The following is a 14,256-nucleotide window of genomic DNA, read 5'->3' as shown; positions in this document are numbered from 1 at the left end:
AAAGCCTTCTCAGGCACGATTGGCTTGGGATACAGAACTTGAAGGAGTACGCACGTGGCACGTGTGAAGCGGGCGGTAAACGCCCACAAAAAGCGTCGGGTTATTCTTGAGCGCGCCAAGGGCTACCGCGGACAGCGTTCGCGCCTGTACCGCAAGGCCAAAGAGCAGCTGCTGCACTCGTTTGTGTACAGCTACGGCGACCGCCGCAAGCGCAAGGGCGACTTCCGTCGCCTCTGGATCCAGCGCATCAACGCTGCCTCACGCGCCAACGGCCTGACCTACAACCGCCTGATCCAGGGCCTGAAGGCCGCCGAGATCGAGGTTGACCGCCGCATGCTGGCCGACCTGGCCGTCAACGACGCCGGCGCCTTCGCCGCGCTGGTGAAGATCGCCAAGGCAGCGCTGCCGGCAGACACCTCTGCGCCGGCCGCCAAGTAGCATAAAAATCCGCGGAACCAACAGGTTCCGAGTTCATGGTTGGCGACTGCTAGAGTCCTAAACATGAGTGAATCCGGGCGCCCGCCAGCTGATGCAATGACCAATCCTCGAGCCGATCGAGTCAGGGACGTTGCGAAGCTGGCCGGGCGCTCGGCGCGTTTAAAGCGCCGCCAGTTCTTTGCCGAGGGCCCGCAGGCCGTGCGCGAGGCGCTTCAGGCCCACCGTGACTCCCTGGACGCCGGCGGCAGCCCGATCGTCGAGGCCGTCTATGCCTCGGTCGAGTCTCTCAAACGCCATCCGGAGATGCTGGAACTGGCCGCCCACCGCGGCGCCAGGCTGCAGATCCGCATCGCCAGTGACATGGTGCTCTCGGCCATGACGGATACCGTCACCCCGCAAGGCATTGTGGCCGTGTGCAACTTTGTGGACGTGCCGCTGGAGGCGGTGCTGGCCGCCAAGCCCAAGCTCATCGCCATGCTCTGCCAGGTTCGCGACCCCGGCAACGCCGGCACCGTGCTGCGGGCCGCCGATGCCGCCGGCGCGGACGCGGTCATCTTCTCCAACTCCAGCGTGGATATTTACAACCCCAAGGCGGTCCGCTCCACGGCCGGGTCCCTCTTCCACCTGCCGGTCGTCCTCGGGGCGGAACTCGCCGACGTCGTCACGGCCGCCCGGACCGCCGGCCTTGGCGTGCTGGCCGCCGACGGCTACGGCCAGCTGAACCTGGACCTGCTCCAGGATGAAAGTGCGGCCCGCAGCTTCGAACAGGAAATGCCCGACTCCCGGTACTCTCTGGAGCACCCCACCCTCTGGTTGTTCGGCAACGAGGCCCAGGGCCTGGCCGGGGAGGAAAAGGCCCTGGCCGACTTCCGCGTGGCGGTCCCCGTGTACGGGTCGGCGGAGTCGCTGAACCTGGGCACCGCGGCCACGGTCTGCCTCTACGCCAGTGCCAGGGCCCAACGCCGGGCCGGGTAATATTTGGCACTGGACACGGCGACCGCCCGGTCCGCAACAGCGAGGGGAACCCATCATGGCTCACGGAGGTGGCAGCAAGGCGATCGTTGCGGCGCTGCTGGCAAATCTGTCCATTGCCGCACTGAAGTTTGTGGCATATTTCTTGACCTTGTCCTCTTCCATGCTGGCCGAGGCCATCCACTCGCTGGCCGATTCCGGCAACCAGATCCTGTTGCTGGTCGGCGGCAAGCGGGCCACCCGGCAGGCCAGCCCCGAGCATCCCTTCGGCTACGGCCGCGAACGCTACGTGTACGCGTTCCTGGTCTCCATCATCTTGTTCAGCGTGGGCGGCGTCTTTGCCCTCTACGAGGCCTACTCCAAGTGGGAGCACCCGCACGCCATGGAGCCCCAATGGGCCTGGGTTCCGCTGGTGGTACTGGTGGGCGCCATCATCCTGGAGGGCCGCTCCTTCGCGGTGGCCATCCGGGAATCCAATGCCACGCGCGGCTCCAAAAGCTGGGGGCAGTTCATCCGGACGGCCAAGGCCCCGGAACTGCCCGTCATCCTACTGGAAGACGCGGCGGCACTCCTCGGCCTGGTCTTTGCCCTGTTCGGCGTCTCGATGACCCTGGCGACCGGCAACGGTTTGTGGGACGCGGCCGGCACGGCCCTCATCGGCGTGCTGCTCGTGACCGTGGCCGTCGTGCTCGCCGTGGAGACGAAGTCGCTGCTGCTCGGGGAATCCGCCACGGTGGATGACGTCCGGGCCATTGAGGCCGCCCTGGTGGGGCAGGGCGTGGGCAGCATCATCCACTTGAAGACACTGCACCTGGGCCCGGAGGAATTGCTGGTGGCGGCGAAAATCGCCGTGCTCGAGGCCGAAACGGGGGCCCAGATCGCCGCCGCCATCGATGCCGCCGAGCAACGCGTCCGTGCGGCCGTGCCCATTGCCACGGTCATCTACCTGGAGCCGGACATTTATTCGGCAGCCAAGGACCCCGACCCCCGGCCATAGCGCCCTCCCGCAAGAACTGACCCGCAAAAGATGTCGAAAAATCACGATTTTCGTCCATTTTTCGACATCTTTTGCGGGTCAGTTCTCGCGTTTTGCGGGCCAGTTCTCGCGCGGGGCAGCATGGGCGGGTTGGGCCTTGAGCGGGCGACGGCGCTCCAGCAGTCCGCTGACGGCCGCCACGCCCAGGCCCAGCACCGCCAGCCCGGCCCCCACCAGGGCCGGGGCGGTGAACCCCCAGCCCCAGCTGATCACCAGGCCGCCGGCGAAGGCGCCGAGCGCGTTGGCCATGTTCAGGGCCGAGTGGTTCAGCGAGGACGCCAGGGTGGGGGCGCCGGGGGAGACATCCAGCAGGCGGGTCTGCAGGGAGGGGACCAGCATGGATCCGGAGGCGCCGATGATGAAGATCATGACCAGGGCCAGCACTTGGATGTGTACCGTGAACGCATACACCACCAGGATCACGGCAATGAAGACCATCATGATGAAGATGCTCCCCAGCACGGACCAGTCGGCCAGCTTACCGCCCACAAAACTGCCGGCCACCATGCCCAGCCCGTACAGGCCCACGATCACCGGCATGAAGTCGGCCGGGAATCCGGCCACGTCCGTCATCGTGTTGGCCACGTACGTGTAGACGGCAAAGAATCCGCCGAAGCCGACGACGCCGATCAGCAGCGTCAACCACACCTGGCCGCGCCGCAGCGTGCTCAGTTCCCGGCGCAGCCCGGCGTCGGGGTGGGCCTTTTGCGAGGGGATGACCCTTGCGATGCTCGCCATCGTGACCAGCCCGATCGCCGCCACCATGACAAACATCAGCCGCCAGCCGAATTGCTGGCCGACGAATGTCGCCAGCGGCACGCCCACCACGTTGGCCACGGCCAGGCCCATCATGACCATGGCGATGGCCCGCCCGCGCTTGGTGGGGGCCACCAGCGAGGCGGCGAGCACGGCCGCGACGCCGAAGTAGGCCCCGTGCGGCAGGCCGGCGATGAACCGGGTCACCAGGAGCGTGCCGTAGTCCTGGGCAAAGAAGGAGGACAGATTGCCCAGCGTGAACAACGCCATGAGCCCCAGCGCCAGCGTCTTGCGCCGCATCTTGGCGCTGATGGCCACCAGCAACGGGGCGCCCACCACCACGCCGAGCGCGTAGGCCGAGATGACGTGGCCGGCCTCCGGGACGGACACGCCCACGCCGTCGGCCACATTGGGCAGCAGCCCCATCATGGCGAATTCCGTGGTGCCGATGCCGAACCCGCCGATCGCGAGGGAAAAGATGGCCCAGGCGGCGGCGTTGGGGTGGCCGGCCCTCGTGGCGGGCCCGGATTTCAGCGTGGTCATGAAGGGTGCTTTCACTGGGAAACGGCGGAACTCCGCGGTGCGGGTACGGGCCGGTCCCTGCGCGGGACGGCAGGGACGTGGATGGGGCAAGACGGCGCTGTCCCGCACCAGTCTAGTTCGCCCTACACTGGGCAGGTGACTTTGCACAAACAAATCGTCGGCGGCGCCATCGTTGATTCGATCACCCAGCCCGCCCGCCTGCTCGCCGCCCGCCGCACCGCACCGCCGGAATTTGCCGGCATGTGGGAATTCCCCGGCGGCAAGGTGGAGCCGGGGGAGGCCCCCCGCGAGGCGCTGCACCGCGAGCTCCGGGAGGAACTTGGCGTGGCGGTGCGCCTGGGCGCCGAAGTGGCGGGGCCGACGCCGGATGGCTGGCCCCTGCATTCCACCGCCACCATGCGGGTGTGGCTGGCGGAGGTGACGGACGGGTCCCCGGCGCCACTGGAAGATCATGACGAGCTGTGCTGGGTTCCGCTGGCCGGGGCGAAGATCCTGGCCCTGCCGTGGATTCCGGCGGACCTGCCGATTGTCCACGCCCTGCAGGCCCTGGACACGCGCCACTAGGGCTGTTGGATTCGGCGCTCCCTATGCCAGACTGGGGGTTACTCAAGTCTTAGGAGGTTGTGCAGTGACGTCGTCAGGAAAACACAACGGAGAAGCCCCCGCGGCACCCGGCGGTGCCAGCGAAGAAACCAAGGAAAAGTTTCGCCAGGCGCTGGAGAACAAGAAAAACCAGCACCACGGCAGTGTCGAGGCCGCCGGCGGAGGCAAGATCAACCAGCAGCACGGTGCCGCGTCGCACAAGCGTGAATTCCGCCGCAAGAGCGGATAGCCGGCAGACGCACGCCGCCCTAGAACAGGGTCGGTTCGAGCACGGAGGGGGCGGGGACGGCGCGGGCCGTCCCCGCCTTTTCGTTGCCCGCGCCGCCCTGGCCGTCCCGGAGGCGGCCGGAGGACTGGCGTGCCCGCTGCGGGCGGGGGTCGTGGATGAACCCGGCCGAGCCGGCCAGGCCGTGACGCCGCTTGGCCTCGGTGATCCGGCCCGCCAGCCATTGCCGGTATTCCTTCGGCGCGTAGGCGCCCGTTGCGTAGAGGCGCCGATACCGGCCCACCAGGGCCGGATGCTCCCGGGCCAGCCACTGCATGAACCATTCGCGCGTCCCGGGACGCAGGTAGAGCGCCCCCGCGGTGACCCCGGTGGCGCCGGCCCCGGCCAGCGCGGCAAACAACGCGTCAAGGGACTCCTGGGAATCCGTCAGCCACGGCAGGATGGGCATGGCCATGACCCCACAGGGCAGGCCGGCGTCGCGGAGCTTGGCGATCAGGTGCAGCCTGGCCCGCGGTGCGGGGGTGCCCGGTTCCACCGCCGCGGCCAGGTCCTCGTCCAGCAGGGCCAGGGAAATGCCCATCCCGACACTTACCTGCCGGCCCGCCTCCTGCAGGAGGGGGATGTCCCGGGCCAGCAGCGTGCCCCTGGTCAGGATCGAAAATGGGGTGCCGGAGTCGGCCAGGGCCGCGATGATGCCGGGCATGAGCTTGTACCGGCCCTCGGCGCGCTGGTACGGATCCGTGTTGGTCCCCAGCGCCACGTGGTGCCGGCCCCAGGCCGGCTTGAACAGTTCCCGGCGCAACACCTGCGCCACATTGACCTTGACCACCACCTGCGAATCAAAGTCGGCGCCCGAATCAAAGTCCAGGTAGGTGTGGCTCTTGCGGGCGAAGCAGTACACGCAGGCATGCGAGCAGCCGCGATACGGGTTCACCGTCCATTCAAAGGGCATGGAGGATGTCCGCGGGACCTTGTTGAGGGCGGACTTCGCGATCACCTCGTGAAAGGTGACCCCGGCAAACTCGGGCGTGTTCACGCTCTTGACCAGCCCGGCCAGCGGCAGCAGGGGCAGCGTGACGGCCCCCGCCCTCGAGGTCCCTGAATCGCTGCCAACTGAATCGCTGCCAACTAGGTCGCTGCCAACTAGGTCCGGGACGAGCTGCTGATTGGTCCACCGCATGCCTCCATTCGAACAGAAATTCGATTCCTGGTCAAGGGTTTCGAAGCATCCCCCGCTGCGGGGCCCGCTGCGGGCCGTGCCGGGTTTATGCCGCAGATCACATCCCGCGTGACCGCCGGGTCTAGGCTATGGGCAAAGGCAGCCCGTCCCCACACCGGCGGGCGCCCCACCCACTGCCGCCGACCACGCGGCAACCGTTCCAACAGCAAGGAGCCGGCAATGACCAATCTGGCCACCATCCTCACCACCTCGGCGGCGGAGAACCCGGGCGGGGTCGCCATCAAACTCGACGGCATCGAGATCACGTACGCGGCCCTGGACGCCCTGAGTGCAAAGGTCGCCGGACTCTTGGCCGCCCGCGGCGTCACGGCGGGGGACAGGGTGGCGGTGATTTCGCCCAACCTGCCGCAAATGCCGCCCATCTACTACGGGATACTGCGGTTCGGGGCGGTCGTGGTGCCGCTGAACCCGTTGCTGAAGGCCCGGGAGGTCGAATACCACCTGCATGACTCCGGGGCCGCGCTGGCCTTCGTGTGGGACGGGGTCATGGCCGAGGCCGCCGACGGCGCGGCCGCCGCGGGAACCGCCGTCATCCCCATCGACGCCGACTTCATGGGGCTGCTCGCGGGCACCGAGCCGCGCACCGGCGTGACGGAGGCCGGGCAGGATGAGACCGCCGTCATCCTCTACACCTCCGGGACCACCGGCAAGCCGAAGGGCGCGGAGCTCACGCACGAGAACCTGCGCAGCAACGCCGAGGTCTCCCGCGGCCTCTTCGACATCCGCCGGGGCGACGTGATCTTCGGCGGGCTGCCGTTCTTTCACATCTTCGGACAGACCTGCGCGCTGAACGCCGCCGTCATGGCGGGGGCCACGGTGACGCTGCTGCCCAAGTTCGATCCCCTCAAGGCCCTGGAGATCATCCAGCGGGACAAGGTCACCATCTTTGAAGGCGTGCCCACCATGTACATCGCGCTGTTGCGGGCGCCGGGCCGGGACAACTATGACGTCTCCAGCCTGCGCGTGGCGGCCTCCGGCGGCTCGCCGCTGCCCCTGGAGATCCTGCGTGAATTCGAACGATCCTTCAGCGCCACGCTGCTGGAGGGCTATGGCCTGTCCGAGACCTCCCCCGTGGTGACCTTCAACCAGGTGGACGGCATCCGCAAGCCGGGCTCCATCGGCACCCCGGTCCGCGGCGCCCGGCTGCGCATCGTGGACGACGCCGGCCACGACGTCGAGCCCGGCACGGTGGGGGAGATCGCCGTCGCCGGCCCCTACGTGATGAAGGGGTACTGGAACAACCCCGACGCCACGGCCGCCGCGATCCCCGACGGCTGGTTCCGCACCGGCGACCTGGCCCGAATGGACGACGACGGCGTGTACTTCATCGTCGACCGGAAAAAGGACATGATCCTGCGCGGGGGCTACAACGTCTACCCGCGCGAGGTCGAGGAGGTGTTGTACGAGCACCCGGCCGTGGCCGAGGCCGCCGTCGTCGGCCGCCCGGACGACATCCACGGCGAGGAGGTGTACGCGGCGGTCTCGCTCAAGCCCGGAGCGGCCGGCGCCGACGATCCGGAGGCGCTCGCCGCCGACATTCGGGACTTTGTCGAGCAGCGGGTGGCCGCCTACAAGTTCCCGCGGAAGGTGGTCATCCTGGATTCGCTGCCCAAGGGCCCCACCGGCAAGATCCTCAAGCGGGAAATCACCATCTAGCAAGCACGCCTAAATCAGTTCCCAGGTGACCGTCACGGCGGCGCTTACACTGCGTTGCCCCGGCTCCACCGCCAGGGCGGCATCGCCGGTCAGGGATGTTTGGGTTATGAACGGCATGGGCGGGTTCCATCTTTCGGGGCCCTCGACGATGGCGACGGCCCGCCCGAGGGCCCGTCCGGCCAGCTCGGCATACAGCAGGGCCGAGCGCTGCGCGTCCGCCCAGGCAAGTGCCCGGGCGGCGTCCTGCGTGGCCGAGGGGTCGGAGACCGCCGGCGTCAGGCCGTTGAGCCGGACGCTGTTGTTGCCGGCGTCGACGACGGCGGCCACGATGTCCGCGGCCGCCTCGTCGTAGCGGAGCATGACATTGAGCGTGCTGGAGACCGTGTAGCCGGTGATCAGGGAGCCCGCGCCGTCCTGCCACCGCGTCTCGGCGCGCACGTCCAGGGCGGAGGAGCCGATGACGTCCCGGGGCACGTGCAGTTCCAGCAGGCGGGCCGAGATGGCGGCGAGGGCGGCCCCGGCCGCCGCGTAGGCCTCCCGGACGGTGGGCCGCTGCGCCTCGATGCCGATGTTGATGTGGAAGTAGTCGGGGGCGGTGGCCACGGAGCCGGTTCCGGTGACCGTGACGGTGTGGGCGTTGGCCGGGACGGATTCGTTCATGGGAGGGTCCTTTCGCTGGGGTGCGTGCCGCCAATGGTCCGGGGCCCGGCCAGGCGGTCCCGCCGCCATCTGGCAATGACGGGCTGCTCGCGATAACCGCCGGCGGCCARCCCGGCCCGGCGCTCGAAGAAATTCCGGCTGCCCGGCTCGCCCGTGCGCCACAGCGAGTACGCGGCGCAGGCGGCGTAGAGCGGCAGGAACGGCAGGCCCAAGCACCAGGCGTATTGCGTGGCATGCGCCGCCTCATGGCGGAGCAGGGTGGGCCGGGCATCGATGAAGCCCCGATCGGCCCGGTAGAAGATCACATTGCCCACGGTGAAGGCCTCCGCAGGTGGCAGCCTGGGCCGGTAGCCGGTTCCGAGCAGCAGCCCGTCCGGGCCGCCTTGCACGGGCGTGCGAGTCAGCGCCGCCAGCAGCAGCCCGGCCGGCGTGGACAGGTTCAGCGCGTTGGCCAGCTGCCGGGCCCGCACGGCGGCCCTCACGGGAGCACCGGGGCGTCGAGTGTGCTGGTTGATGCGACCGTCAGCGCCGCCAGTGCCTTCGCGGTGTCGGGCTTGCCGCGGGTCTTGCCGCAGGCATCCAGCGGCCACATTACGTGCACCGCCTGGCCGCCGGCATTGACGAGCCACAAATTGGGCATGAACTCTGCGTCGTCCGTGCAGCTGGCGCCGTACGCCCGATCACTGGGCTGGGCCAGCGCTGCCAGCAGCGCTGCGTAGTCGCCGCGGAGGTGCTCCGCCAGCACCACCCGTTTCACCGTGGTGGCGTTGGGCGTCGGCAGGAAGTCCTCCCTGCACCGCACCACATCCACCGGCACGAAGCCGGCGGGCACGGTGCCCATGAGCCGGGCCGCCGGGTCGGTGGGACCGTAGTCGGGACGCCACTCCGAGGGGACCAGGCAGTCGACGCCGTCCTGGAGCACCGCGGGGCCCGGTGTGAAGTGGGTTGCGAACGCCGTGCAGCCCGCGAGCCCGGCGGCGCCCAGGCCAAGTGCCACGCAGGCCAGCAGGGCCCTCATCGTGCCGCCGGAACATCGAGCGAGCGGGTGGCCCCGGGCTGCAGCCCGGCCAAGGCCTTGGCCGTCTCCGGCTTGGACTTGTTGCACGCGTCCAGCGGCCACTGGACGTGGACGGCCTTGCCGGCGGCATTGACCAGCCACAGGTCCGGGATGAGCTCCAGGCTGGCTTCGCAGACCACGCCGTCCCGGCGCTCGCTCTGCTGGGCCAGTGCCGCCAGCAGCGGGGCATAGTTGCCCACGAAGTGCCGTTCCACGATGGTGGGTGCGACCGGCGTCGGGGCGGACGTGCCTGCGGGTGCCCCCACGTGCAGGCTGCATTCCACCACGTCCACCGGCACGAACCCCTCCGGCACGCTGCCCATCAGGTCCAACACCTCCGGCTGCGGGATGTCCCGGGCCGGCAGCGCCATCGACGATGCCAGGCAGTCAACGCCGGCCTGGAGGGCCGCCGGGCCCGGCGTGTAGTGGACGGGCGGGCCCGGGGTAGGCAGCCCGGGGCCGGTCGCGGGCAGGTTGAGCGTCCTGGCGGACGAGACGGCCAATGCGTCCAGGGCCTTGCGCACGCCCGGCTTGCTGAAGCCGCATCCGGTCAGCGGCCACTGCACGTGGACCGCCTTGCCGGCGGCGTTGACCAGCCAGAGGTCGGGGATGAGTTCGGCCATGGCCGGGCAGACGCCGCCCTCCTGGCGGTCGCTGTGTTCCTCCAGGGCGGCCAGCAGCGGCTCGTAGTCTCCGGAGAGATGCTGTTCAAGAATTGTTTGCCGTGGCGGCCCGGTCGATCCCTGCGCGGTGGGCGGGCCCGGCGAGCACAGCACAGCATCCACCGGGACAAATCCCGGCGGCACGCTGCCCAACGTGGCTCCCACATCCGGCGCCGGGCTCATGCCGGGCCCATGCCAAGAGGAGGTGGCCAGGCAGTCCGCGGCGCCCTGCACGGCGGCGGGCCCGGGGGTGTAATGCGTAACCCGGCCCGGGAGCAAGACACCGCATCCGGCCAGTCCGCCCGCCCCCAGCCCCAGGGCAAGGCAGGCCAGCAACGCCAGGCGCGTGGCCGGCGTCGTACGCCACACAGGGGAGGCTGCACGGGTGGGCATGCCTTGAGCGTAGCAATGTGCGCCCGGGAAGGGGATGGCAAACGGGTAAAGAGTGCGTACCGATCGGGCCGGCGGGCGGACCGGCCCCAATTTCCATGCCGTACCGGCCGGTCAACTAGAATGGTCGGGACGGGAGGTGCTGCCCCGCCGCTTACTCGCAATCGAGCTTAGGTAAAAACTGTAGATGTCTGACAATCCCTTAAAGACGGCCGACGCGCCGGAATCGATCACTGAACCCGTGCCGGACCCGTTGGACGAGGCCGCCATCACGGCGGCGGTGGACAACGCGCTCGCCGCCATCGCCGCCGCCGCCACGCTGGAGGAGCTGAAATCCGCCCGACTGGCGCACACCGGCGACAAGTCGCCGCTGAGCCTGGCCAACCGGGAGATCGGCGGGCTGGCCAAGGAACACAAGGCCGCCGCCGGCAAGCTCATGGGGGCCTCCCGGGGGCGCGTCGCCAAGGCGCTCGCGGCCCGCACCGACGTACTCGAGGCGGAAAATGCCGCACGCATCCTGGTCGAGGAGACCGTGGACGTCACCGCCGCCCCGCGCCGCCGACGGGCCGGCGCCCGCCACCCCCTCTCCACCCTGCAGGACCGGGTCAGCGACATCTTCGTGGGCATGGGCTGGGAAATCGCCGAGGGGCCCGAGCTTGAGTCCGAGTGGTTCAACTTCGACGCCCTGAACTTCGCGCCGGACCACCCGGCCCGTGAAATGCAGGACACCTTCTTCGTGGAGCCGCCCGAGGCCCACCTGCTGCTGCGCACGCACACCTCGCCCGTGCAGGTCCGCTCGCTGCTCGAACGTGAGCTGCCCGTTTACGTGCTGTGCCCGGGCAAGGTGTTCCGCACCGACGAACTCGACGCCACCCACACGCCCGTCTTCCACCAGTTCGAGGGCCTGGCTATCGACAAGGGCCTGTCCATGGCGGATCTGCGCGGCACCCTGGAACACTTTGCCCGGCAGATGTTTGGCGACGAGGCGAGCATCCGGCTGCGTCCGAACTTCTTCCCGTTCACCGAGCCCTCCGCCGAGCTGGACATCTGGCACCCCGGAGCCAAGGGCGGACCGCGATGGATCGAGTGGGGCGGCTGCGGCATGGTCAACCCGAACGTGCTCCGGGCCGCCGGCATCGACCCGGACGAGTACTGCGGGTTTGCCTTCGGCATGGGCATCGAGCGGACGCTGATGTTCCGCAATGAGGTCGCCGACATGCACGACATGATCGAGGGCGACGTACGTTTCAGCGAACACTTTGGGATGGAGATCTAAGCGGTGCGTATTCCACTGACTTGGCTGCGCGAGTATGCGCAGGTACCGGCGGGCGCAACCGCCGAAGACGTAATGACCGAGCTGGTCAAGGTTGGTTTCGAAGAGGAGGCCGTGCACCGTCCCCTGGATGACATCCGCGGCCCCATCGTCGTGGGGCAGGTGCTCTCACGGGTGGAGGAGCCGCAGAGCAACGGCAAGACCATCAACTGGTGCACCGTGCGGGTTGTCCCCGAGGGGCAGGCCCAGACGCTGTCCGGCGACGGGATCGATCCCTCCGGCGTGCAGGGGATCGTGTGCGGTGCGCACAACTTTGAGGTGGGCGACAAGGTGGTGGTCACCCTGCCCGGAGCCGTCCTGCCCGGGGACTTCCGCATCTCCCCGCGCAACACGTATGGCCACGTCTCGGCCGGCATGATCGCCTCCGTCCGCGAGCTGGGCATCGGCGAGGATCACGACGGCATCCTGGTGCTCGGCACCCTGGGCCTGGACCCGGAGCTCGGCACGGACGCGCTGGAGCTGCTCGGCCTACGCGACGAGGCCGCGGAAATCAACGTGACTCCGGACCGCGGCTACGTGTTCAGCATCCGCGGCGTGGCCCGCGAATACGCGCACGCCACGGGCACCGGATTCACGGATCCCGCCGCACGGGTGACGGTCGCCGCCCCGAGCGGCCCGGGCTACCCGGTCCGACTGGCGGACGAGGCACCCATTTATGGCCGGCCCGGCTGCGACCGGTTCGTGGCCCGCACGGTGCGAGGGATCAACCCGGCCGCGCCGACGCCGCCGTGGATGTCCGCGCGCCTGCGCCTGGCCGGCATCCGGTCCATCTCCCTGGCCGTGGACATCTCCAACTACGTCATGATCGAGCTGGGCCAGCCGCTGCACTTCTACGACGCCGACAAGCTCGCCGGCGACATCGTGGTGCGCCGCGCCGCCGTCGGCGAAACGCTCAAGACCCTCGACGGGAAGGTCCGCGCGCTGGACGCCGAGGACCTGCTCATCACCGACGATTCCGGCGCCATCGGCGTGGCCGGGGTCATGGGCGGGGCCGCCACCGAGGTCTCCGGCACCACCGTCACCGTGCTCATCGAGGCCGCGCACTTTGAGGAAGTCTCGATCGCCCGTTCCCGTCGCCGGCACAAGTTGCCCTCCGAGGCGTCCAAGCGCTTCGAGCGCGGCGTGGACTGGGAGGTGGCCGATGAGGCGGCCCAGCGTGCCGTGAACCTGCTGGTCGAGCTCGCCGGCGGCATCGAGGAGACCGCGGCCACCGATGTGGGCACCGCGCCCGCGCCCGTCTCCGTGTTCCTGCCGGCCGGCTTCGCCTCCGCGCGCATCGGCATCGACTTCACCACGGAGCAGATCACCGGCTCCCTGACGGACCTGGGTGCCGGGGTGGAGGCAGTCGACGGCGGTTATGCCGTCACGCCCCCGAGCTGGCGTCACGACCTGCTCACCCCGGAAGACCTGACCGAGGAAATCGCCCGGCTGGTGGGCTACGACCTGATCCCGGCGACCCTGCCGACGGCGCCTCCCGGCCGGGGCTATTCGCGCCCGCAGCAGCAGCGCCGCCGCGTGGTCCAGGCCCTGGCGGACGCGGGGCTGACCGAGATCCTGGCCTACCCGTTTGTCTCCAAGGCCGGCAACGACACCTTTGGGGTGGCCCAGGCCGGCGCCGAACGGGCGGCCATCAAGCTGGCGAACCCGCTCAGCGAGGAGTTCGGCTACCTGCGCACCTCGGTGCTGCCCGGCCTGATCGAGACCGCCAAGCGGAACCACTCGCGCGGCTTCCACGACCTGGCCCTCTTTGAGTCCGGCCTGGTCTTCCTGCCGTCCGGGACGGTGGGCACCGCGTCGATCCCGCCGCTCGGGGTGAAGCCCTCCGAGGACGTCCTGGACGCCCTCTATGACGGCATCCCGTACCAGCCGCTCACCATTGGCGCCCTCTTCACGGGCAAGGACACCCCGGCCGCGCCGGGCCACACGCCGCGGACTTGGGATTGGGCCGACGCCATTGACGCCGCCCGCCTGGTGGCGGACGTCGTCGGGGTTGACCTGGTCGTGGAGCAGGGCTCGCACCAGGCGTTCCACCCCGGCCGGACCGCCGCGCTGACGCTGCGCTCCGGGGAGGTCGTGGGCTACGCCGGCGAGCTGCATCCGAAGCTGCTGGCGGAGCGGCACCTGCCGGCGCGTACCGTGGCCATGGAGATCAACGCCAGCCTGGTGTTTGACGCCGCCCCGGACGTCATCGTGGCCCGGTCGATCTCCACCTACCCGATCGCCACGCAGGACGTGGCGCTGGTGGTGCCGGCCGAGGTCCCCGCCGCGGCCGTGCTGGAGGCCCTGCGCGAAGGCGCCGGCGAACTGCTCGAGGACGTTGCCCTGTTTGACGAATACCAGGGCACCGCCATTCCGGCGGGCCGCAAGTCGCTGGCCTTCGGGCTGCGCTTCCGGGCGGCCGACCGCACGCTGACCGCCGAGGAGGCCTCGGCGGCCCGGGCGAATGCGGTGGACCTGGCCGCCCAGCGGTTCGGCGCCACCCAGCGCTAGTCCCCGGCGGCGGATCTGACCCGCAATAGATGTCGAAAAACCCCGGAAATGAGCCTGTTGCGTTTTGATTTTGGGTGGGCGCGGGATTGGTGCTGCTGCTGGGGGCGGGATCGCTGGCCTCGCGTTGGAATCGGTGCTGGATCGTGAGTTGGGGCCGCACCACGGCTTGTGGTTGTGGGGTGGCCCCTTTTTGG

At 69.4% G+C, this 14,256-nt stretch carries 14 protein-coding genes; 8 read left to right on the top strand and 6 right to left on the bottom strand.

Features of this window, described 5'->3' with window-relative positions:
- The first annotated feature begins 54 nt into the window (after positions 1-54).
- The 3 genes from rplT (at position 55) to AB4Y80_RS11095 (ending at position 2,407) form a co-directional block, all read left to right on the top strand.
- Positions 55-438 carry a 50S ribosomal protein L20 gene (gene rplT / locus AB4Y80_RS11105; protein ID WP_442214192.1) on the top strand — a complete coding sequence of 128 codons (384 nt, stop codon included), beginning with the start codon at positions 55-57 and terminating at the stop codon, positions 436-438.
- Between the two features lie 63 nt (positions 439-501).
- A complete protein-coding gene (locus AB4Y80_RS11100) occupies positions 502-1,413 on the top strand; it encodes a TrmH family RNA methyltransferase (RefSeq protein WP_442214191.1) in 912 nt (303 codons plus the stop codon).
- A 55-nt stretch (positions 1,414-1,468) separates the two neighbouring features.
- The gene (locus AB4Y80_RS11095) at positions 1,469-2,407 is read left to right on the top strand and encodes a cation diffusion facilitator family transporter (RefSeq protein ID WP_442214189.1); all 939 of its coding nucleotides are present in this window, start codon (positions 1,469-1,471) and stop codon (positions 2,405-2,407) included.
- 78 nt (positions 2,408-2,485) lie between these two features.
- On the opposite strand, the gene AB4Y80_RS11090 is transcribed toward AB4Y80_RS11095, so the two are convergent.
- Positions 2,486-3,745, bottom strand: a complete 1,260-nt coding sequence (locus AB4Y80_RS11090; RefSeq protein ID WP_442214188.1) for an MFS transporter — start codon at positions 3,743-3,745, stop codon at positions 2,486-2,488.
- A gap of 135 nt (positions 3,746-3,880) precedes the next feature.
- Here AB4Y80_RS11090 and AB4Y80_RS11085 point away from each other — a divergent pair, with 135 nt between their 5' ends.
- Positions 3,881-4,309 (top strand): (deoxy)nucleoside triphosphate pyrophosphohydrolase, encoded by a 429-nt coding sequence (locus tag AB4Y80_RS11085; protein ID WP_442214187.1) that lies wholly within the window; start codon positions 3,881-3,883, stop codon positions 4,307-4,309.
- Between the two features lie 64 nt (positions 4,310-4,373).
- Complete coding sequence (locus AB4Y80_RS11080) at positions 4,374-4,577, top strand: DUF5302 domain-containing protein (protein WP_442214186.1); 204 nt, start codon at positions 4,374-4,376, stop codon at positions 4,575-4,577.
- 19 nt (positions 4,578-4,596) lie between these two features.
- Here the strand turns inward: AB4Y80_RS11080 and AB4Y80_RS11075 are convergent, their stop codons facing one another.
- Positions 4,597-5,754 (bottom strand): Rv2578c family radical SAM protein, encoded by a 1,158-nt coding sequence (locus AB4Y80_RS11075; protein WP_442214185.1) that lies wholly within the window; start codon positions 5,752-5,754, stop codon positions 4,597-4,599.
- 219 nt (positions 5,755-5,973) lie between these two features.
- On the opposite strand from AB4Y80_RS11075, the gene AB4Y80_RS11070 reads away from it, so the two are divergent.
- The gene (locus tag AB4Y80_RS11070) at positions 5,974-7,470 is read left to right on the top strand and encodes a long-chain-fatty-acid--CoA ligase (RefSeq protein ID WP_442214183.1); all 1,497 of its coding nucleotides are present in this window, start codon (positions 5,974-5,976) and stop codon (positions 7,468-7,470) included.
- 9 nt (positions 7,471-7,479) lie between these two features.
- Here AB4Y80_RS11070 and AB4Y80_RS11065 read toward each other — a convergent pair whose 3' ends face one another.
- The 4 genes from AB4Y80_RS11065 to AB4Y80_RS11050 are packed head-to-tail and all read right to left on the bottom strand — an operon-like array spanning position 7,480 to position 10,242.
- Positions 7,480-8,130 (bottom strand): SIMPL domain-containing protein, encoded by a 651-nt coding sequence (locus tag AB4Y80_RS11065; protein ID WP_442214182.1) that lies wholly within the window; start codon positions 8,128-8,130, stop codon positions 7,480-7,482.
- The gene (locus tag AB4Y80_RS11060) at positions 8,127-8,612 is read right to left on the bottom strand and encodes a hypothetical protein (protein ID WP_442214181.1); all 486 of its coding nucleotides are present in this window, start codon (positions 8,610-8,612) and stop codon (positions 8,127-8,129) included. The genes AB4Y80_RS11065 and AB4Y80_RS11060 overlap by 4 nt, the downstream gene beginning before the upstream one ends.
- The gene (locus tag AB4Y80_RS11055) at positions 8,609-9,148 is read right to left on the bottom strand and encodes a hypothetical protein (protein WP_442214180.1); all 540 of its coding nucleotides are present in this window, start codon (positions 9,146-9,148) and stop codon (positions 8,609-8,611) included. Before AB4Y80_RS11055 ends, AB4Y80_RS11060 begins: the two co-directional genes overlap by 4 nt.
- A complete protein-coding gene (locus tag AB4Y80_RS11050) occupies positions 9,145-10,242 on the bottom strand; it encodes a hypothetical protein (RefSeq protein ID WP_442214179.1) in 1,098 nt (365 codons plus the stop codon). Before AB4Y80_RS11050 ends, AB4Y80_RS11055 begins: the two co-directional genes overlap by 4 nt.
- A gap of 184 nt (positions 10,243-10,426) precedes the next feature.
- On the opposite strand from AB4Y80_RS11050, the gene pheS reads away from it, so the two are divergent.
- Positions 10,427-11,515 (top strand): phenylalanine--tRNA ligase subunit alpha, encoded by a 1,089-nt coding sequence (gene pheS / locus AB4Y80_RS11045; protein ID WP_442214177.1) that lies wholly within the window; start codon positions 10,427-10,429, stop codon positions 11,513-11,515.
- 3 nt (positions 11,516-11,518) lie between these two features.
- Positions 11,519-14,062: a phenylalanine--tRNA ligase subunit beta gene (gene pheT, locus AB4Y80_RS11040; protein ID WP_442214176.1), complete on the top strand. Its 2,544-nt coding sequence runs from the start codon at positions 11,519-11,521 to the stop codon at positions 14,060-14,062.
- Positions 14,063-14,256 lie beyond the last annotated feature (194 nt).

The organism is Specibacter sp. RAF43 (genome assembly GCF_052114065.1).
Taxonomy (GTDB): domain Bacteria; phylum Actinomycetota; class Actinomycetes; order Actinomycetales; family Micrococcaceae; genus Specibacter.
Note: the sequence above shows the minus strand (reverse complement) of the source record. Positions and strands in the feature narration are given on the sequence as shown.